General features: G+C 58.0%; 19 protein-coding genes and 3 tRNA genes. 15 read left to right on the top strand and 7 right to left on the bottom strand.

The features are described from left to right. Positions 1-9: 9 nt before the first annotated feature. The 8 genes from AC3WMT_RS21350 (at position 10) to AC3WMT_RS21315 (ending at position 8447) form a co-directional block, all read left to right on the top strand. Entirely contained in the window at positions 10-1221 is a 1212-nt protein-coding gene (locus tag AC3WMT_RS21350; protein ID WP_103304870.1) for an O-succinylhomoserine sulfhydrylase, read from the top strand. Further along, positions 1218-1994: an SDR family oxidoreductase gene (locus tag AC3WMT_RS21345; protein ID WP_103304871.1), complete on the top strand. Its 777-nt coding sequence runs from the start codon at positions 1218-1220 to the stop codon at positions 1992-1994. Before AC3WMT_RS21350 ends, AC3WMT_RS21345 begins: the two co-directional genes overlap by 4 nt. 183 nt (positions 1995-2177) lie before the next feature. Next, a tRNA-Val gene (locus tag AC3WMT_RS21340) sits at positions 2178-2253 on the top strand. Between the two features lie 56 nt (positions 2254-2309). After that, positions 2310-2386 (top strand) — tRNA-Asp (locus AC3WMT_RS21335). A gap of 486 nt (positions 2387-2872) precedes the next feature. Then, positions 2873-5704 carry a xanthine dehydrogenase family protein molybdopterin-binding subunit gene (locus AC3WMT_RS21330; RefSeq protein WP_103304873.1) on the top strand — a complete coding sequence of 944 codons (2832 nt, stop codon included), beginning with the start codon at positions 2873-2875 and terminating at the stop codon, positions 5702-5704. Continuing rightward, positions 5697-6236 carry a (2Fe-2S)-binding protein gene (locus AC3WMT_RS21325; protein WP_103304874.1) on the top strand — a complete coding sequence of 180 codons (540 nt, stop codon included), beginning with the start codon at positions 5697-5699 and terminating at the stop codon, positions 6234-6236. The genes AC3WMT_RS21330 and AC3WMT_RS21325 overlap by 8 nt, the downstream gene beginning before the upstream one ends. 2 nt (positions 6237-6238) lie before the next feature. Further along, positions 6239-7474 carry a cytochrome c gene (locus AC3WMT_RS21320; protein WP_103304875.1) on the top strand — a complete coding sequence of 412 codons (1236 nt, stop codon included), beginning with the start codon at positions 6239-6241 and terminating at the stop codon, positions 7472-7474. A gap of 1 nt (position 7475) precedes the next feature. After that, a complete protein-coding gene (locus AC3WMT_RS21315; protein ID WP_103304876.1) occupies positions 7476-8447 on the top strand; it encodes an XdhC family protein in 972 nt (323 codons plus the stop codon). A 131-nt stretch (positions 8448-8578) separates the two neighbouring features. Here the strand turns inward: AC3WMT_RS21315 and AC3WMT_RS21310 are convergent, their stop codons facing one another. Further along, positions 8579-9862, bottom strand: coding sequence for an NAD(P)/FAD-dependent oxidoreductase (locus tag AC3WMT_RS21310; protein WP_103304877.1), 1284 nt, complete (start codon positions 9860-9862; stop codon positions 8579-8581). A 184-nt stretch (positions 9863-10046) separates the two neighbouring features. On the opposite strand from AC3WMT_RS21310, the gene AC3WMT_RS21305 reads away from it, so the two are divergent. Next, positions 10047-10123: transfer RNA gene (locus tag AC3WMT_RS21305), tRNA-Val, on the top strand. Positions 10124-10403: 280 nt separating this feature from the next. Here the strand turns inward: AC3WMT_RS21305 and AC3WMT_RS21300 are convergent. Beyond that, positions 10404-10571, bottom strand: coding sequence for a hypothetical protein (locus AC3WMT_RS21300; RefSeq protein WP_177431417.1), 168 nt, complete (start codon positions 10569-10571; stop codon positions 10404-10406). A gap of 165 nt (positions 10572-10736) precedes the next feature. On the opposite strand from AC3WMT_RS21300, the gene AC3WMT_RS21295 reads away from it, so the two are divergent. Further along, positions 10737-11003 (top strand): hypothetical protein, encoded by a 267-nt coding sequence (locus AC3WMT_RS21295; RefSeq protein ID WP_158249175.1) that lies wholly within the window; start codon positions 10737-10739, stop codon positions 11001-11003. 104 nt (positions 11004-11107) lie between these two features. Here the strand turns inward: AC3WMT_RS21295 and AC3WMT_RS21290 are convergent, their stop codons facing one another. Then, positions 11108-11533: a hypothetical protein gene (locus tag AC3WMT_RS21290; protein WP_256583547.1), complete on the bottom strand. Its 426-nt coding sequence runs from the start codon at positions 11531-11533 to the stop codon at positions 11108-11110. A 410-nt stretch (positions 11534-11943) separates the two neighbouring features. Here AC3WMT_RS21290 and AC3WMT_RS21285 point away from each other — a divergent pair, with 410 nt between their 5' ends. Beyond that, the gene (locus AC3WMT_RS21285) at positions 11944-12399 is read left to right on the top strand and encodes a DUF2214 family protein (protein ID WP_103304878.1); all 456 of its coding nucleotides are present in this window, start codon (positions 11944-11946) and stop codon (positions 12397-12399) included. A gap of 231 nt (positions 12400-12630) precedes the next feature. Here AC3WMT_RS21285 and csrA read toward each other — a convergent pair whose 3' ends face one another. Continuing rightward, positions 12631-12825, bottom strand: a complete 195-nt coding sequence (csrA, locus tag AC3WMT_RS21280) for a carbon storage regulator CsrA (protein ID WP_003179932.1) — start codon at positions 12823-12825, stop codon at positions 12631-12633. A gap of 250 nt (positions 12826-13075) precedes the next feature. Here csrA and AC3WMT_RS21275 point away from each other — a divergent pair, with 250 nt between their 5' ends. Together AC3WMT_RS21275 and AC3WMT_RS21270 are read left to right on the top strand one after the other, a co-directional pair. After that, entirely contained in the window at positions 13076-13444 is a 369-nt protein-coding gene (locus AC3WMT_RS21275) for an SPOR domain-containing protein (RefSeq protein ID WP_103304879.1), read from the top strand. An 87-nt stretch (positions 13445-13531) separates the two neighbouring features. Further along, positions 13532-14443 (top strand): siderophore-interacting protein, encoded by a 912-nt coding sequence (locus AC3WMT_RS21270; RefSeq protein WP_103304880.1) that lies wholly within the window; start codon positions 13532-13534, stop codon positions 14441-14443. Positions 14444-14495: 52 nt separating this feature from the next. Here AC3WMT_RS21270 and AC3WMT_RS21265 read toward each other — a convergent pair whose 3' ends face one another. The 3 genes from AC3WMT_RS21265 to AC3WMT_RS21255 all read right to left on the bottom strand — a co-directional run bounded on the left by AC3WMT_RS21265 (position 14496) and on the right by AC3WMT_RS21255 (position 16745). Further along, the gene (locus tag AC3WMT_RS21265) at positions 14496-15185 is read right to left on the bottom strand and encodes an endonuclease (RefSeq protein WP_103304881.1); all 690 of its coding nucleotides are present in this window, start codon (positions 15183-15185) and stop codon (positions 14496-14498) included. A 4-nt stretch (positions 15186-15189) separates the two neighbouring features. After that, on the bottom strand, positions 15190-15459 hold the full coding sequence (locus AC3WMT_RS21260) for a DUF1654 domain-containing protein (protein WP_103304882.1): 270 nt from the start codon (positions 15457-15459) through the stop codon (positions 15190-15192). 197 nt (positions 15460-15656) lie between these two features. Next, positions 15657-16745: an asparaginase gene (locus AC3WMT_RS21255; protein ID WP_103304883.1), complete on the bottom strand. Its 1089-nt coding sequence runs from the start codon at positions 16743-16745 to the stop codon at positions 15657-15659. Between the two features lie 349 nt (positions 16746-17094). On the opposite strand from AC3WMT_RS21255, the gene AC3WMT_RS21250 reads away from it, so the two are divergent. Both AC3WMT_RS21250 and AC3WMT_RS21245 read left to right on the top strand, forming a co-directional pair. Then, complete coding sequence (locus AC3WMT_RS21250) at positions 17095-17541, top strand: hypothetical protein (protein WP_103304884.1); 447 nt, start codon at positions 17095-17097, stop codon at positions 17539-17541. 201 nt (positions 17542-17742) lie between these two features. Then, entirely contained in the window at positions 17743-18699 is a 957-nt protein-coding gene (locus AC3WMT_RS21245) for a sugar ABC transporter substrate-binding protein (RefSeq protein WP_103304885.1), read from the top strand. Positions 18700-18710: the final 11 nt, after the last annotated feature.

The following is an 18710-nucleotide window of genomic DNA, read 5'->3' as shown; positions in this document are numbered from 1 at the left end:
AGTGACAGCATGAGTCAGGAATGGGATGCCGGTCGGCTGGACAGCGACCTCGAAGGCGTAGCGTTCGATACCCTGGCCGTACGTGCCGGTCAGCACCGTACGCCGGAAGGCGAGCACGGTGATCCGATGTTCTTCACCTCCAGCTACGTGTTCCGCACCGCCGCCGATGCGGCCGCACGGTTCGCCGGCGAAGTGCCGGGCAACGTTTACTCGCGTTACACCAACCCGACCGTGCGTGCGTTCGAAGAGCGCATTGCCGCGTTGGAAAGCGCCGAGCAGGCGGTTGCTACCGCCACTGGCATGGCCGCGATCATGGCGGTAGTGATGAGCCTGTGCAGCGCCGGCGATCACGTGCTGGTCTCGCGCAGCGTGTTCGGTTCGACCATCAGCCTGTTCGAGAAGTACTTCAAGCGTTTCGGTGTGGAAGTCGATTACGTGCCTTTGGCCGATCTGTCAGGTTGGGATGCGGCAATCAAATCCAACACCAAACTGCTCTTTGTCGAGTCGCCTTCCAATCCGCTGGCTGAGTTGGTGGACATCACCGCGCTGGCAGAAATCGCTCACGCCAAAGGCGCGATGCTGGTGGTCGACAACTGCTTCTGCACGCCTGCGTTGCAGCAGCCGCTGAAAATGGGCGCGGACATCGTTGTGCACTCGGCAACCAAGTTCATCGACGGCCAGGGCCGTTGCATGGGCGGCGTGGTGGCCGGTCGTAGCGAGCAGATGAAAGAAATTGTCGGTTTCCTGCGCACCGCCGGCCCGACCCTGAGCCCGTTCAATGCGTGGATCTTCCTCAAGGGTCTGGAAACCCTGAACCTGCGGATGAAGGCGCACTGCGCCAACGCTCAGCAACTGGCCGAATGGCTGGAGCAGCAGGACGGTATCGAGAAAGTGCACTACGCCGGCCTCAAGAGCCATCCACAGCATGAACTGGCCCAGCGTCAGCAGAAAGGCTTCGGTGCGGTGGTGAGCTTTGAGGTCAAGGGCGGCAAAGAGGGCGCCTGGCGCTTTATCGACGCGACTCGTCTGATTTCGATCACCGCCAACCTCGGCGACAGCAAAACCACCATCACCCACCCGAGCACCACATCCCACGGTCGTCTGGCGCCTCAGGAGCGTGAAGCGGCGGGCATTCGCGACAGCCTGATCCGTATCGCGGTCGGCCTGGAAGACGTCGCCGACCTGCAAGCCGATCTGGCGCGCGGTCTGGCAGCGCTGTGATCGAGTTGTCCACTCCGAAAGCGGCTACCCATGGTCGCGTTGCACTGGTCACGGGTGCTGCGCGCGGTATCGGTCTGGGGATTGCGGCGTGGCTGATCAGCGAAGGCTGGCAGGTGGTGCTGACGGATCTGGATCGTGCGCGCGGGTCGAAAGTGGCGAAGGTGCTGGGCGAAAACGCCTGGTTCATCGCCATGGATGTGGCGGATGAGGGGCAGGTCGCGTTTGGCGTGGCCGAAGTGCTGGGGCAGTTTGGTCGTCTCGATGCGTTGGTGTGCAACGCAGCCGTGGCCGATCCGCATAACATCACTCTGGAAAGCCTTGATCTGGCTTACTGGAATCGAGTGCTGGCGGTGAACCTCAGTGGCCCGATGTTGCTCGCCAAGTACTGTGCGCCTTATCTGCGGGCGCACAACGGGTCGATCGTCAATCTGGCGTCGACTCGGGCCGGGCAGTCGGAGCCGGATACCGAGGCTTATGCAGCGAGCAAGGGTGGATTGTTGGCGCTGACGCATGCGTTGGCGATCAGTCTCGGGCCGGAGATTCGCGTCAATGCGGTCAGTCCGGGCTGGATCGATGCGCGGGATCCGTCGGCGCGTCGTGCCGAGCCACTGGCGGATGCCGATCATGCTCAGCACCCGGCGGGCAGGGTAGGGACGGTCGAGGACGTAGCGGCGATGGTGGCGTGGCTGTTGTCGCGCAATGCCGGGTTTGTCACCGGGCAGGAGTTCGTCGTTGACGGCGGCATGACCAAGAAGATGATTTACAAGCAGTGAGAGCCAGCTGCAAGCGTCGAGCTGCAAGTTGAAGCGAGATCGCGGTGTCTCTGCTTTGGATGTTTATGCTTTTGCTTGCAGCTTGAGACTTGCCGCTAAAAACTGTTTTTGAAAAAAACTTCAATCCTGCTATTGACTTAGGTTCGCTACCTGCGTAAATTTCGCGGCCTCGGAGATGCAAACGGGTGATTAGCTCAGCTGGGAGAGCGTCTGCCTTACAAGCAGAATGTCGGCGGTTCGATCCCGTCATCACCCACCACTCCCCGAGATACTTGCGTAAGCAAGAGCGTAGGCTGAAAGTGCCTGCACCGACGCGCAGCGGTAGTTCAGTCGGTTAGAATACCGGCCTGTCACGCCGGGGGTCGCGGGTTCGAGTCCCGTCCGCTGCGCCATATCTGCTTCAAGGACCACTGAACGCCTTGAAGCACCGAAGTCAGCTTCGCTGAGTCGGATCCGATAGCAAAGACCCTGGTCGAAAGACCGGGGTTTTTTGTGTCTGAAATTTGGCTTTTCCTCTTTTCCTCCCTCCTTAATCCAGCGCAAATCCCTGTGGGAGCGAGCCTGCTCGCGAAGGCGTCGGCACGTTCAAAATCAGTATTGGCTGGAAGAACGCTTTCGCGAGCAGGCTCGCTCCCACAAGGGGGTCGATATGTTCAGCGATCTGCTGCGGTGCCACGTCGCATTGATTTTTTGATTCTTTAGTCAAATTTTTGTAACTGGTTGTTTGCTGCGAGCCCAGAAACCTTTAAAGTTAACCTTTCGGTCAGCTTTGCACTGTCAACACAGCTCTTTGCTTCGCCAGAAAGAGCTTCTGCAAGACTCGAGATTCCCAGTAGATAACCAGAAGGGCGGACTTATAACCGCCCAGAGGATGATCCATGTCCAACCGTGAAATATCCCGGCGCTCGTTCCTCCAGGGCGGGCTGGTGGCGGGTGTGAGCGTCACGCTCACGCCGCTCAGCAGTCAGGCGCTGGCTGCCTTGATGGAAAACAGCGTCACCGTGCCGTCCGAGAAGTGGCTCGGCAACAACGGCAAGGCGCGCCAGCGTAACGATGCCTTGTCGAAGGTCTGCGGCAGCAAGGTGTTTGCCCGCGACATCCGTTCCAAGGACATGCCGGGCTGGCCCGAGCAGCAAGGCCACGCCATGTTGCTGAAAACCATCAAGGCCGATCGTATCTACGACGGCTACGATTTGTCGTGGCTCGGCGCCGACTTGCAACCTGATCGCATCGTCACCGCTGCCGACCTGGACAAGGACGGTATCGTCTTCCCGGAGGAGCACGCGCCGGACCCATTGCTGCCGGTCGGCAAAGTGCCGATGTTTATCGGTCACCCGGTGGCGATCCTGATCTGGAATGACTTCGAGCGTTTCCGTCAGGCCAAGAACAAACTCAAATTCAACGACAAAGCGATTCGTTACGGTGCCCAAGTGCCGTACTACGAAGGCGACCCGTATGGCAGCTTCCGCTACGTGCGCGTGGGTGGCCCGACCTCGGCCGACGAAGATGAGTTCGCCAGCCTCAAGGACTCGATCCTGTTCCCGATGCTGAAAAACCGTCGTCCGGTGTGGAATTCCCAGCCGAACCTGCACGGCAACCTGACCGAGCGCGGTTTGTTCTACGCCGACCGCATGAAGAAAGAGATCGACACGCCGCCGGACAACTGGCTGGTGTTCGACGAGCGCTACAAGACCCCGTCGATCGAACCGGCCGCGATGGAGCCGGATAACGGCAACGGCTGGTACGACCCAGCGACCAAAACCCTGCACTTCGTCGTGGCCACTCAGTGCCCATTGGAAGCGGCGACCGAGACCGCGAAAATGATCGCGCCGTCGCGCTTCGGCCTGGCCAATCTGAACATGCACCCGGGTTACACCGTGGGTTACGGATCCAAAGACCACAACATCTTTGTCTATTACGCAGCCCTCGCGGCGCTGTATGGCGCCGGTGTACCGATTCGCCTGGCGAACGACCGCTACGAGCAATTCCAGAGTGGTATCAAGCGTCACCCGTTCGACATCCGCTACCAGTTGGCTGTGGACAAAAACGACTACAGCTTCAAGATTTTCCGCGCAGAAATGAGCGTCGACGGTGGTGGCCGGATCAACTACAGCCCGTCGGTAGCCGCCGTTGGTGCCACGGCTGCGCAGTCGATCTACTACATGCCGCAGAACGATCTGCAAGTCACTGCTTACCACTCGCGTGGTGTTGAAGCCGGCTCGATGCGCGGCTACGGCACTCTGCAAAGCATGGCGTCGACCGAAATGATGGTCGACGAAATCGCCAATCGTCTGGGGGTCGACGCGATCGACCTGCGCCGCAAGAACGCCCTGCGTTCCGGCATGAAAAACACCCAGGGCGCGATCCCGGCCGGTGCGTTGCGCCTGCACGAGATCCTCGACAAAGCCTCGGTGCACGAAGTCTGGAAGAACCGCGACGCAATCAAGAAGCAGCGCGAAGCGGCCGACCCGGACAACTGGTACGGCGTCGGTTTTGCCATCTGCCAGAAAGACTTCGGCACCGGTTCCGAAGCGCCGATGGCCAGCATCGAGTTCACCGCTGAAGGTCGCATCAGCCTGCGCCACATCGGTATCGAGATCGGCACCGGCATGTCCACTTCGCAAGCCTTGGTGGTCGCCGATTTCCTCGGCAACCCGGCGCACGAAGTGAAGACCGGCGAAACCGAATGGAAGGAAATGCAGCTGATCACCAGCGGCAACCCTTACATCATGACTCAGGCCGAACAGGACAACCTGCTGCGTAACCCGCGCTGGGTCGGCAAATTGGCTTCGGCCTCGTCGGCGACCAACTCGGCCTACTACTTCAGCCACGCCACCCGTGAAGCGGCGCGTGTGTTGTTCAACCACGGCTTGTGGCCGGCGGCGCTGGAGATCTGGCGTCAGGGTCCGTTCGGTGGCCAGGCCAACCCTTACGTGGTACGTCGCGAAGATGCGCATTGGGTCGACGGCAAACTCACCGCCAACGGCATGCAGCCGCTGAGCTTCGAAGAATTGGCCAAGCGTGCTCACGAGCGCGGTCTGGTCACCGCTGCCACGGTGCACGGTTTCAACCGTTGGAGCTGGGCTGAGGCCGAATACAGCATCGACGGCGTGAAAGAGCGTCTGCCGCTCGACGGTCTGGCGGTGAAGTACGGCGATGGCGCACCAAAAGCCAAGCAAGCGCTGATGAGCACTGCCGGTTTCCACCTGCTCGATCGCCAGAACATCAGCTATCCAGCCACTCAGCTGAACAACGCTGCCGTGACTTACTACAGCCCGGTCGCGACGCTGGTCGAACTGAAGGTCAACAAAGGCTCGGCGGAAGTCGAAGTGCTCAACCACCATTCGTGGGTCGAGTGCGGCCGTGTGCTGGTCGAAGAGCTGGTCAAGGGTCAGATGGAAGGCGGTATCGCCATGGGCATAGGTCACGCCTTGATGGAAGAAATGCCGCTGTACGAAGGCGGGCCGGGGGAGGGTGACTGGAACTTCAACCGTTATCGCCTGCCGATGGCGCGCCACGTTGCGGTGTGGAAACAGACGTCGGAGATTCTCCCGGCGCTGTCGCCAAGCGACCCGTCCAAAGGCATCGCCGAAGTGGTGATGATCCCGATCGTCGGTGCCATCGGTAACGCCGTGGCGCACGCCATCGGTAAACGTGTTCGCGATCTGCCTATCACTGCTACGCGCATCAAGGAGGCCCTCAATGGCTAACCGTCCGCTTCAACTGACCCTCAATGGTCAATCCGTCGGCCCGGTGGACATCCCTGATGACCTGCCGATGATCGACTACCTGCACGAATACAAGAACCTCACCGGTTCGCGCCTGGGCTGCGGCCAGGGCATCTGCCACGCCTGTGTGGTGATCGTCGATAACCCTGACGGCACCAGCGAAGAAGTGCGCACCTGCATCACCGGCGCGCATTACTTCGAAGGCAAGAAAGTCCGCACCATCGAAGGTCATGCAAGCCGCGATGAGCATGGCCAGGTCACCGAGCTGAACCCGATCCAGCAACGCTTCGTCGACGAATTCGCTTTCCAGTGCAGCTACTGCGCGCCGGGCTTCGTCAACGCCGCGACCGTGCTGGTGGAAAAGCTGCAACGCCAGCCGATCGTCAAAAGCAAACTGGAACAAGTCATCGAGGACAGCCTCGGCCATCACGTCTGCCGTTGCACCGGGTACGTGCGTTACTACAACGCCACCCGCAACGTGCTGACCGATCTCGGCCTGGTCAAGGAGGGTTAAGCATGAAGCTATTACTGACCCGCCTGACCCTGGCGGTCGGGCTGGCTGCGCCGCTGGTATTTGCTCACGCCGATGATCAGGTCAAGCGCGGCGAGTACCTCGCTCGCGCGGCTGACTGCATGGCTTGCCATACCGCTCCGGGTGGCGCGCCATTTGCGGGTGGTCTGCCGATCGTGTCGCCGTTCGGCACGATCTACGGCACCAACATCACCCCGAGCAAAGCGCACGGCATCGGTCTTTACAGCGATGACGAGTTCTTCGCTGCGCTGACCGAAGGCAAGCGTCGCGATGGCGCGAACCTCTATCCGGCGATGCCGTATACCTCGTATCACCTGATGCCGCGTGCAGATTCGGATGCGATCCATGCGTACCTGAAAACCATCGAGCCGATCGAGCGCCCAGCCCCGGTCACCAGCCTGAGCTTTCCGTTCAACGTGCGTCCGGGCCTGATCGGCTGGAACATCATGTACGGCAAAGCGTTGAAACTGGAGCCGGCGGAAGGCAAAAGCGACGCCTGGAAACGCGGCCAGTACATGGTCGAAGTCCTCGGCCACTGCGGTGAATGCCACACGCCACGCGGCCTGCCGGGCGCGATGCAGTTGGATAAACGCCTCACTGGCGGCATTCTCAATGGTTATCTGGCACCAAGCCTTCTGGCCACCGATCTGGCCGCTCGCGGCTGGAATGAACAGGATCTGAGCACGTTCCTCAAGCACGGCATGAGTGCGCAGGGGACGATGTTCAACGAGATGTTCCCAGTGTTCCACAACAGCACTCAGGGTCTGAAGGATACCGATCTGTCAGCGATGGCGACTTTCCTGCTCGGCGATAAACCGCCGGCAGCCAAAGAACTCGTCGAAGTGCCCGTGGACAAGCTCAGCGCGAGTGCCCAGCGCGGCCGTCAGGAATACTTGAACGTCTGCGCCGGTTGCCACGCCGCCGGTGGCGAAGGCAAACCGCATATCGCCGTGGCCATGCGCGGCAACACCACGCTGCGCCTGGAAGATCCGCGCAACCTGCTGCGGGTGATCGAGGACGGTATCGGCGAACAGAAGTTCGCAGGGTTCGAGCACATGCAACCAATGCCGGGTTTCGCCGACAAGCTCAGTCCTGAACAGCTGACAGATCTGCTCAACTACCTGCGTCAGGGGTGGGGTGGCCAGTCTGCCGAGTTGGTGGTGAGCGAGGTGCAAAAGTTGCAGGCTGACGCACCGTCCATCGAGCACAAGGCGCACTGACATGCAGCATCTCGATCTACAGGTTGTGCGACGGGCGTTGGAGTGGTCGGTGGCGGGGCAGCGCATCTGGCTCTGCACTGTGCTGACCACCTACGGCTCGGCGCCGCGTGCGCCGGGTTCGCTGCTGGCGGTGAACGACGGCGGGCAGTGGATCGGGTCGCTGTCGGGTGGTTGCGTCGAGGAAGATTTTCTCGAGCGCGTTGCCGAAGGTGCGTTCCTCGATGCAGTCAACGTGGTGCGTTATGGGGAAGGTGATGATCCGCGCTCGCGGGTCAGCCTGCCCTGTGGCGGCATCCTCGATGTGCTGGTTGAGAAATTTGACGCTGATTGTGGCGTGCAGGCGCATCTGCGTGAGCTGGAGTCGTCGCTGCAGGGGCAGCGTCGCTTGATCCGTGAGGTTGATCTGGCCAGTGGTGCGCGCAGTCTGTTCACTGATCGTGAGCAGGGGGCGCGCATCGAACGTGAGATCGATCGGGTGCGCATTCGTGTCGGTGCGGCGCAACGCTTGTTGCTCGCCGGGTACTCCAGTGTGGCGCAGGCGTGTGCCGAGTTTGCCGTCGGCCTTGGGTTTGAGGTGATTCTCTGCGATCCGCGCGATGAGGTGCTCGAAGGTGTGGTGCTCAATGGCGTGGAGGTGCGTCGGCAATTGCCTTCGGTATTTATTGCCGACGGTGGCTGCCATCGCGACACGGCGGTGGTGGCGCTGACCCACGATCCGCGCATCGACGATCTGGCGATGATGGAGGCGGTGCGTACCGAAGCGTTCTACATTGGCGTGATGGGCTCACAGCAAACATCGCAGAAGCGCTTCGAGCGTCTGCGGCGGATTGGTGGTCTGGGGGAGGGCGAGCTGGCGCGGATTCATGCGCCGATCGGACTGAACCTTGGCAGCAAAACGCCTGCTGAAATCGCCTTGGCGGTGCTGGCCGACATCCTGCGGATTCGTAGCGGGATTGCCCGGGACCAACTCTGATACGGGGCGTATATATCTACTTGTGGCGAGGGGATTTATCCCCGATGGACTGCGCAGCAGTCCCTTCTTTAAGGGGGCGCTGCGCGACCCATCGGGGATAAATCCCCTCGCCACAGTTGTTTCACGGTCAGTCAGAAGCCGAGTTTATCCCGCAACCCGTAATACCAGGCCCCCAGCGCCGCAAACGGCGTCCGCAACATCTGTCCACCCGGGAACGGGTAATGCGGCAAATCAGCAAAAGCATCAAAGCGCTCAGCCTGCCCGCGCAATGCCTCGGCCAACACCTTGCCAGCAAGATGCGTGTACGTCACACCGTGACCACTGCAACCTTGCGAGTAATAGATGTTGTCGCCCAGCCGTCCAACCTGTGGCAAGCGCGACAGCGTCAGCAGGAAATTTCCGGTCCAGGCGTAATCAATCTTCACATCCTTCAACTGCGGAAACGCCTTGAGCATTTTCGGGCGGATGATCGCTTCGATGTTTGCCGGATCCCGCGCGCCATACACCACGCCGCCGCCGAAGATCAGACGCTTGTCGCCCGTCAGACGGTAGTAGTCGAGCAGGTAATTGCAGTCTTCGACGCAATAATCCTGCGGCAGCAACGTCTTGGCCAACTCATCACCCAGCGGTTCGGTGGTGATCACCTGCGTGCCGCACGGCATCGATTTGGCCGCCAGTTCCGGCACCAGATTGCCCAGGTAGGCGTTGCCGGCGACGATGATGAACTTGGCCCTGACCTTGCCTTGTGGCGTGTGCACCACCGGGTTGGCCCCGCGCTCAATGCGCACGGCAGGCGATTGCTCATAGATAGTGCCGCCGAGGGATTCAACCGCCGCCGCTTCGCCAAGCGCCAGGTTCAGCGGATGAATATGCCCGCCGCTCATGTCGAGCATGCCGCCGACGTACTGATCGCACGCCACGACTTCGCGAATGCGGCGTTGGTCGAGCAATTCAAGCTGCGTATGACCGAAGCGCTCCCACAGGCGTTTCTGCGACTCCAGGTGACCCATCTGCTTGGCCGTGATGGCGGCGAAAACGCCGCCATCCTTCAGATCGCACTGGATGTTGTACTTGGCCACACGCTCACGAATGATCCGGCCGCCTTCAAAAGCCATCTGCCCGAGCAGTTGCGCCTGCTTCGGTCCGACGCTGCGCTCGATCACATCGATATCGCGGCTATAGCTGTTGACGATCTGACCGCCATTGCGACCCGATGCACCGAAGCCGACCTTGGCCGCTTCCAGCACGGTCACGCGAAAACCGTTCTCCAGCAGAAACAGCGCAGAGGACAGCCCGGTATACCCGGCGCCAATCACACAGACATCCGTCTCCACATCATCCTGCAAGGCCGGACGTGGCGGTACGGCGTTGGCCGACGCCGCGTAGTAAGACTCTGGGTAGGGGGTGTTCGCCATCCTGCAGCCTCTGTTTAATATATTTTACGAGTGCGCCGATCCTACCCGAGTTGAAAAACCTCCGCCAGCCACCGGAAAAATCTTCTTCGCTGGCCCGAAATTAAATATTTTGCATATTCATAGGGTTAGGTGAAAAAAAGGTGTTGACACCCCTCCGGAATTCCGTAGAATGCCGCCTCACAGCAGGCACGTAGCTCAGTTGGTTAGAGCACCACCTTGACATGGTGGGGGTCGTTGGTTCGAGTCCAATCGCGCCTACCAAACAAAATCCGCTCTGCTGGGCGGTCTAGAAGGGCTCACCGAAAGGTGGGCCCTTTTTTGTTGTCTGTGATTTGCAAAGCTTTTGCAAAACCCCGCCTCAGAACGGCAGTTCGGCGCTGACCTCAACCTAGTCGATCGTCTTGGCGTCGTGTCCCCCTTGGTAGCACATCGTCACTTTCTCGTCCGCATCTCCACCAAAGCTTTATGGCAGTGTTAAGGCTCCAAAGGCCAGCCACAGTCAATCAGCGGAGAAGCCCGGCTCTGCGCCGGGCTCGTTAAATTAACTTCGGCGCGAATCCAGCTTTTTCACAATCTGGGCGGAGGATCTTTCTTTGCGTCTCTGCACCCAACTATGAAGGGCGTGCAGTGGGTGTAGAAAGGCTGCAAGCACGCCCAGTAGCATGATGATGAAAATGGTGATCAGCGGGATGCTTTCGTGCGAGAACATGGTGGGTTACTCCTGTAGTCACTATGTCGGAACCCGCAGACTAGACGCATATAACGATGATTTCGATGAACGTATGTTCATCAATGGGCGCATGAATTGTGCTACGGCAGAGCTCGCCAAATTGACGAATTGTGGAAATTAGCGAGCGGTTCTCGATGGGGCTCAATGCGCGTCCATGCACCTGATGAATCATGGGCAGCTGAAATTCCAGGCATCAATAACAAGGTCCTCTGCCTCCTCGCCAATAGTCGTGATGCCCAGGCATTCCTGGTTTTTCCTGTAATGGAATTGGCAGTACTGCACGCCCTGGGTGCATCGCTCGACTTCCGTGATGCCCATATTCAGAAGTTCTACCGCAGTGCCGACAGGCTGCCTCTGAATGAGCGCATCTGGCCTCCAGCCGTTCTTGATCAATGCACTTCGCGCCGATAAAAACGGCATACCTTCTCTGATGGGTATCTCTGTAGCGCAGGCAGAGGCACTGGAGAGATAAAGCAAAATGCAGGCGCAAGGGAAGGATCTCACTTTCCGCACCCTTACTCTCTTTCGGGGCATTCGAAATTCCATGAGTAGATCTTCATGTCTTTAATCTCTTCGCCCACTGTTGCGACGCCGAGACAGGTTTGGTCTTTTAAATAGTAGAAACTGCAGAACTGAATGCCCATCGTGCAGGATTCAATTTCGATGAAGCCTTTTCTTATGAGAATATTTTCGACCCCGATCTTTTCTATGTCGGTTGGGTTCGGTTTCCAGCCGTTTTGAATCAGTGCGTTTCTGGCGCTTGTAAATGACATCCCCTCTTTGATTGGCACCTCTGCAGCTTTTACATGAAAACTTGCACAGCATAAGAAGCCGATGAAGAGCCAAGTGCTCACGCTGCTCATGTTGAGGAGGAGTCCCTGCGGAGTTTTTGGTGGGGAGATTGCCGAGAGGGAGCGTCGTCCATGGTGGAGATGTTTCATTGCTTTGCGATCCTTGCTGGTTTTGCGTGCGAATGATCCAGTGGGGGGAGATCATGGTCAATCATTGCTGTGGGGATGGCTTTGGTTTTCAGGTGTAGAGTCACCGTCCGTCGCCAGCATCCTTGAAAAAAGTGTGGATATTGAATGGCTTACGAGTGTTACTAACTGGCCGGTTATCGAAAAAATGTTGTTACATGCGGGATAAATCAGTAACATCCGCCCCGCGTTCACCACCACGGTTTATGCATTTTTAAATCCCAAGCTTCCATCAGCTGCTTGGGATTTTTTTTGCCTGCGATTTGGCTGTCGCAGTGCCTGTCTTTCATCCGCCGATCCTGCGCGGGCAAATCCTTGCTTTTTCGACTACTACTGACTGGCCGATTTTCAACTCTTTCCAAAGGGGTTTGTCGATGCTGGTTCACTGGTTTCTAGCGGCAATTCATCTATTGGCTTTTGCCTTGGGTTTTTGGGCGGTGCTTACACGCGGTACAGCGTTCCGCCGCCTGGCGGCCGGTACTGGAGAGGTCGGGCGAGTGTTGCTTGCCGATAACTTATGGGGCATTTCTGCATTGATCCTGCTGGTGACCGGCGGGATGCGCGCATTTGGCGGGTATGAGAAGGGCACTGACTATTACCTTCATCAGCCGCTGTTTCATCTGAAGATGACGCTGTTGGTGCTCATTCTGCTGATTGAACTCGCCCCGATGGTCACGCTGGTCAAATGGCGGATCGCATCTGCTCGCGGTGCGGCACTAAATACCGGGCGTGCAAAGTTGTACGCGCGAATCAGTCATGTCGAGGCGTTGCTGCTAGTGCTAATGGTGATTGCCGCCACCGGCATGGCGCGTGGCGTGACATTCGGCTAGGAAGGCGAATTCTCTGCGCTCTATCGGAAACGTCCGACAGCCAGCCCTAAAAATGGCGGGTAATATCGCTCGGCAACGAAGGATAGGGATGCGGTAAAGCGTTGAGAGGGAAGGAGGTCGCGTGTCAGGCGCCGTGCCCAACAGAGTGGGGAGCGGATGGCAATACGGCGCGTGTATCTCTAGCCAGTCATTACACGAGGCAAACGAACTGGCTACTGACTGCGGGGCGGCTCAGGGAGTTTGTGGCTTGTCCGGGGCGGTCAGGCCAGCCTGAATGCGCTGGTAAATCTCTTCACGATGCACGGCAACGTTTTTCGGAGCGTTGATGCCGATTCGTACTTGCTGGCCGCTAACGCCCAGAATGGTGATGGTGATGTCATCACCAATGTTTATGCTTTCACCGACTTTGCGGGTGAGTATCAGCATGGTCTTCTCCTTGATTGCTTTGTAGGGCACCTGATTCAGACAGTGCAGAGGTCGGTGGTACGTATAGATTAGTGCGAAGTCTCACGGTTTGGGTGCCTCTTTCTGACGCGCAGATGCGGCATTAATTCCCAGGGCGTAACTATACAGAGGCTGCAATCATCAATCTCGTTGTTTTGTGCCCATTTTGCGGGGCTCACGAAGTATTTATGAATGATAAGATCGCCGCTTTGAGATTTTCGAGGAAAGCGTTGTGCGCAAATTGGTCTGGATGGTCGCGGCACTGGCATTGGCAGGATGTGGTGAAGGCAAAGGTGTAGACGCGCAGAAACCGAAAACGACAGTCGCGAGCGCTCCTGCGGTTGCCGCCGCCCCTCAATGGGACCTTGAGGTGCGCGGTGAAACCCCTCAAGCCGTCAGTGACCTGAGCGGCTGGTTGATCGAGCATGCTTTCGTTCCGACGGTCATCAAGGATGGCAGCGGCAAAACGCGGATTCTGATTGGCCCGTTCAACTCCCAGGCCGAGGCGGAAGCTCGTAAGGTGCAGGTGGATGCTGCATTGGTGAAGGCCAAAAAGCAGAATGTTGAGTCCGTGTTGGTTGAGCATCCGCTCACGCCGTAAACGATTCATCTGGTGGAGCTGCCTAAAGGTTGTCAACTGCGATTCGTTCCTATTCAAGTCGCTGATGATTTCCAGAAGGAGCTCCCCATGGCCTCCGCCAATCCCTACAAGTTGTTCGATGTCACCTTGCATCGTAAAACGCAGTTGAGCCCGCATATGATGCGGATCACCCTTTGCGGCCCGTCCGTCAATGAAATGGCGACTTGGGCGCCGGATCAAAGGGTGAAGCTGTTTTTCCCTGCCGCCGACGGGTCGCCATCACGGCTTTCTCAAGATGAAGGTTGGTTCGCTCGCTTCCGGGCGATGCTGGCGGATCGACGTCCTGCGATGCGCACCTACACAATCCGTCACCTGCGCGCTGAGCAAGGCGAGGTAGATATCGATTTCGTCCTGCATGGCGAGAACGGCCCGGCATCGCGTTGGGCGCTACGGGCTCAACCCGGTGAGTCGATGCAGATCCTTGCGCCCGACAGCCATTTCTCGGCGCAGGATGCCGGTGGATTCGAATGGAAGCCACCGCAAATTCTCAAACAGGTTCTGCTCGTCGCCGACGCCACCGCGCTGCCGGCGGCCATGGGTATTCTCGATGAGTTGGCGGCGCTCAATAAGCCGCCTCAAGTCCAGGCATTCTTTGAGGTGGATAGCGCGCAGGACGTGCTCGCCGTTCCTGACTGGCCGGGACTGTCAGTGCGATGGCTGATTCGTGATCAGGCTAGTGAAACCGTCGCGGGAGCGCTGATGATTGAAGCGGTGCGCGGGGCAACGCTACCCGTTCATGCGTCGTCAGAGGGGCGGGCAGTCGAGTTGGCCGATGTCGATATCGACAAGGATATTCTCTGGGAAATTGCCGCTAGCGCCCCTGAAGGATTTTACGGCTGGGTCGCCGGTGAAAGTGCGGCAGTCATGAGCTTGCGCAAATACCTGATCAAGGAGTGCGGCATTCCTCGCGAGTCGCTCAATCTGATGGGGTATTGGCGTTACAACAAGTCTGGAAGCTAGCCACAAAAAAGGCCTCGAACATAACATTCGAGGCCTTTTTTTCACGCTGCGATCAGCCGCAGGCTTTCATGTTCACCGGGCCGACAAACTCATTGCCGCGCCCCATCACGCACGCCACGCTTTGATTGCGCTGGCGTTCCCAGTCTTGCACCGGATAAGTCTTGTCCCACGCTTCGTACAATTGCCGATCCTGTTTCGACAGGCGCAAGCCGTACTGCTTGCTCATGTAGAAATAGGTGCGGGCGATCATGCCGCGAATCGAAGGGCGGGGCATGACCTTCTTGGCCTTGAAGTCGACCTGGGTCAGGCACGAGCCGTACTGACCGGATTGCACCGGCAACCAGCCGTAGCTGAAGTTGCTGCGGTCGCCGTTGACCTCGCCAATACTTGGTACCAGGTTATGCAGGTCGGCTTCTGCCTTTTGATAAGTCGGGTCATAACGGGTGCAGTTCTTGCGTCCGCCTTCCTGCCAGCATTGGCGCTGGTGGCCGAACTGCCATGCCGGCACGATGTGTTCCCACTCGATGCGTGACGCACGCTTGGCATTTTTGCGCGGTACGTAACCGCACGCCTTCAGATCAACTTTGTTGCCGGTGTACTTACACCCGCAATAAAACTCGGTGGACTGCGGTGCATACAGTTTCCACGCGACCTTCTTGGCTTCTGAAAATGTGCGGGGCGCGCCGGCCTGGGCGCCCATGGCGATGAACAGCAGCAGCAAAGCAAAACAGCGGACAATCATTGAATCAATCTTCCTTCGGCACAACCCAAAAAATCTGCACGCCGCCATCGTCGCGATAGGCGAGGGTGACGTTGTCGTTCTCGTCGATTTCCTCGAGCAGGCGCTCCCACTCATCCATTGGTTCGTCCGGCAAGCGGAAGATCAATGCGGCTTTGGATTTTTGCGCTGTGGGGGAATTGATGATTTTTTGAACGCGCATACCCATGCGTTCATAAGCGTCAGGAGCATCAGGGGAGGTGGCCACGAGGTTATCCTTATTAAGCTGTACGTGCATACAGTATTTAACTGTAGGCAATTTCGCAACTGCTTAAAATTCAAGAAAATCCTCTGACAGCGGTTTTCCGATTTTGGTGTGAGGTGTGTCGATTTTTTTGTAGGGGAAATGCTTGCGTGCTGTAGGCGACGCTCCATTTGCCAGGCAGGTGAATGGAGCGAAGGGTGCCCGACCGGGATTGGTCGGGCGGAGGTCAATCAGTATTCCCAGAACATCCGTTGCAGCTCTTTGCTGTCGTTGGTTTTGGTCAAAGCGACCATCGCCAGAATGCGGGCTTTTTGTGGGTTCAGGTCGTGAGCGACAACCCAGTCGTACTTGTCGTCAGGCTGTTCGGCGTTACGCAGAACGAAACCGCCAGCGTTGACGTGAGACGAGCGGATGATCTGCACGCCATCCTTGCGCAGGGCCTGCAGGGTCGGAACCACGCGGGACGACACCGACCCGTTGCCGGTGCCGGCGTGGATGATGGCTTTGGCGCCGGACTGGGCGAGTGCCTTGTAGGCGGTATCGCTTACGTTGCCGTAGGAATAGGCGATTTCTACGTCAGGAAGGCTCTTGATGTTTTTGATGTCGAATTCCGAGTCCATGGTGTGACGCTTGGCTGGCAAGCGGAACCAGTAGGACTTGCCTTCAACCACCATGCCTAGTGGGCCCCAGGCGCTCTTGAACGCCTCGGTCTTGATGTTGATCATTTTGCTGACGTCGCGACCGGACTGGATTTCATCGTTCATGGTCACCAGTACGCCTTTGCCGCGTGCTTCTTTGCTGCTGGCCACGGCCACGGCGTTGTACAGGTTGAGCATGCCGTCAGCCGACATCGCAGTGCCTGGACGCATGGAGCCGACAACGATGATCGGCTTGTCGGTCTTCTCAACGAGGTTCAGGAAGTAAGCGGTTTCTTCCAGGGTGTCGGTACCGTGGGTGATGACGATGCCGTCAACGTCTTTGCTGTCGGCCAGTTCGGCAACGCGACGGCCCAGTTGCAGCAGATTGTCGTTGGTGATGCTTTCCGAGGCGATCTGCATGACTTGTTCGCCACGCGCATTGGCCAGTTTGCTCAACTCGGGAATGCCGGCGATCAGTTGTTCCACGCCGACCTTGGCAGCTTGATAAGTGGCGCTGTTGGCGGCACTGGCGCCAGCTCCGGCGATGGTGCCACCCGTGGCGAGCACCACGACGTTGGCCAGTTTGGTCTGGGACTCGACTTCTTTTGCCTGAAGGGCAGTCGGCAGGAGTAAAAGGAGGGCCAAAGCGCCCGGAACGAAGTTTTTCAAAGCAGATGTCATTATTTTTCTCTCTAGTAGTGAGACGGTGCTGATGCAGGTTCATCTAGATGCGCCCCGTGCCGATCTGGGTGCGCGGGGTGCGGTGAAGGGAGCAGGATCTGTACCAGCCGTACTTTGCGTTAGAGAAATGTTTAAGCTGATGATTTACATCAAGATTTTATGACTCGGTGAGGTTCCTGATGAATCGTTTATCCGGATTTCCGAACAATGGTCGCTTTCGCGTTCGGCTCACCGAAAAGGACTACTGCCCCTGTCGAACAGATCGGGTTGCCGGTTGTGGAATTCCTGCTAAAGAATCCTTCGCGCAGGCCGATGGGTGTTAAAGGAAATTAAAATTTAAGGAGTTCACATGTCACTGACGATCGGCATTGCAAATCCCGGTGCTGTCACCATTGGCGGTAAGACCGCAGCGACGATCAATGCAATAAATGAAGCCGAAGCGGATGCCTCCGCCGAGGCGCTGGGCACCGAGGAAGAAAGCAGTAATCAGGTCAGAACCGGTGGTCCCGCGCAGGAAGCGAGCAAGACTGAAAGCAGCGATAATCTCAGCATTACCGTCAAGATGCTGCTCAAACGCATGCAGGAATTACAGAAGCAAATGCAGGAGCAGCAACAGCAACTCGCTGCCGCGCAGGCTGCGAGCTATCCGACGCCAGAGGCCAAGTCGCAGGCAGTCATGTCCATTCAGGGGCAGATCGCGCAAACCAGCGGCGCAATGATGGAAGTATCGGCGGCGCTGCTGAAAGAGATGTCCAAGGGTTCCACCAGCGGTAACCTGGTCAGCACCACGGCATAAACAGCGACCGGGCGGATCAGCAGATTCGCCCTACAATACATGACGATTTCTGATTGTTGACAAATGTCGGCGGGATTCGCATAGTTCGGTCTACGCAAACGTTTGCGCGACGTTCGTCGGGGCATTCTGTCATCGGCAAAGTAATGTAGATTACGCCAGCGCAAGCGTTGCTTACAATAATCATAAGATCGGAGTGAACCCATGAAGCTGCCATTTGCTGGACGTCTTCTTGCTGTCGCTATGCTGGCTGCCACAGCCGCTGCACTGCCTGTCTCTTCGGCGTTCGCCGAATCCCCTGAAAAACCCAAAGTCGCACTGGTCATGAAATCTCTGGCCAACGAATTCTTCCTGACCATGGAAGACGGCGCCAAGGCCTACCAGAAAGAACACTCCGCCGATTTCGACCTGATCTCCAACGGCATCAAGGATGAAACCGACACCGCCGGCCAGACCCGCATCGTCGAGCAAATGATTCTGGCCAAGGTCAATGCGCTGGTCATCGCGCCTTCCGATTCCAAGGCCATGGTGCCGGTGATCAAGAAAGCAGTCGACGCCGGTATCACCGTGATCAACATCGACAACCAGCTTGATCCGGCAATCGTCAAAAGCAAAAACATCAGCGTGCCATTCGTAGGTCCGGACAACCGCAAAGGTGCGCGTCTGGTCGGTGAATACCTGGCCAAACAGCTCAAGGCCGGTGACGAAGTCGGCATCATTGAAGGCGTGTCGACCACGACCAACGCCCAGCAGCGTACCGCCGGTTTCAAGGATGCGATGGACGCGGCGCAAATCAAGGTTGTTTCCCTGCAGTCCGGCGACTGGGAAATCGACAAGGGCAACAAGGTTGCCGCGTCGATTCTCAGCGAATATCCGCAAGTCAAAGCGTTGCTGGCGGGTAACGACAGCATGGCCGTCGGTGCCGTTTCCGCCGTACGCGCCGCCGGCAAGGCAGGCCAGGTGCAGGTGGTCGGTTACGACAACATCAATGCCATCAAGCCAATGTTGAAGGATGGTCGCGTACTGGCGACTGCCGACCAATATGCCGCCAAACAAGCCGTGTTCGGCATCGAGACCGCGCTGAAAATCATCAAGGGCGAGAAAGTCGACAGCGGTGCCAATGGCGTGATCGAAACGCCGGTCGAGCTGGTCACCAAGTAAGTCCTCTGGCG

It is taken from the genome of Pseudomonas sp. FW305-7, from assembly GCF_058786735.1.
Note: the sequence above shows the minus strand (reverse complement) of the source record. Positions and strands in the feature narration are given on the sequence as shown.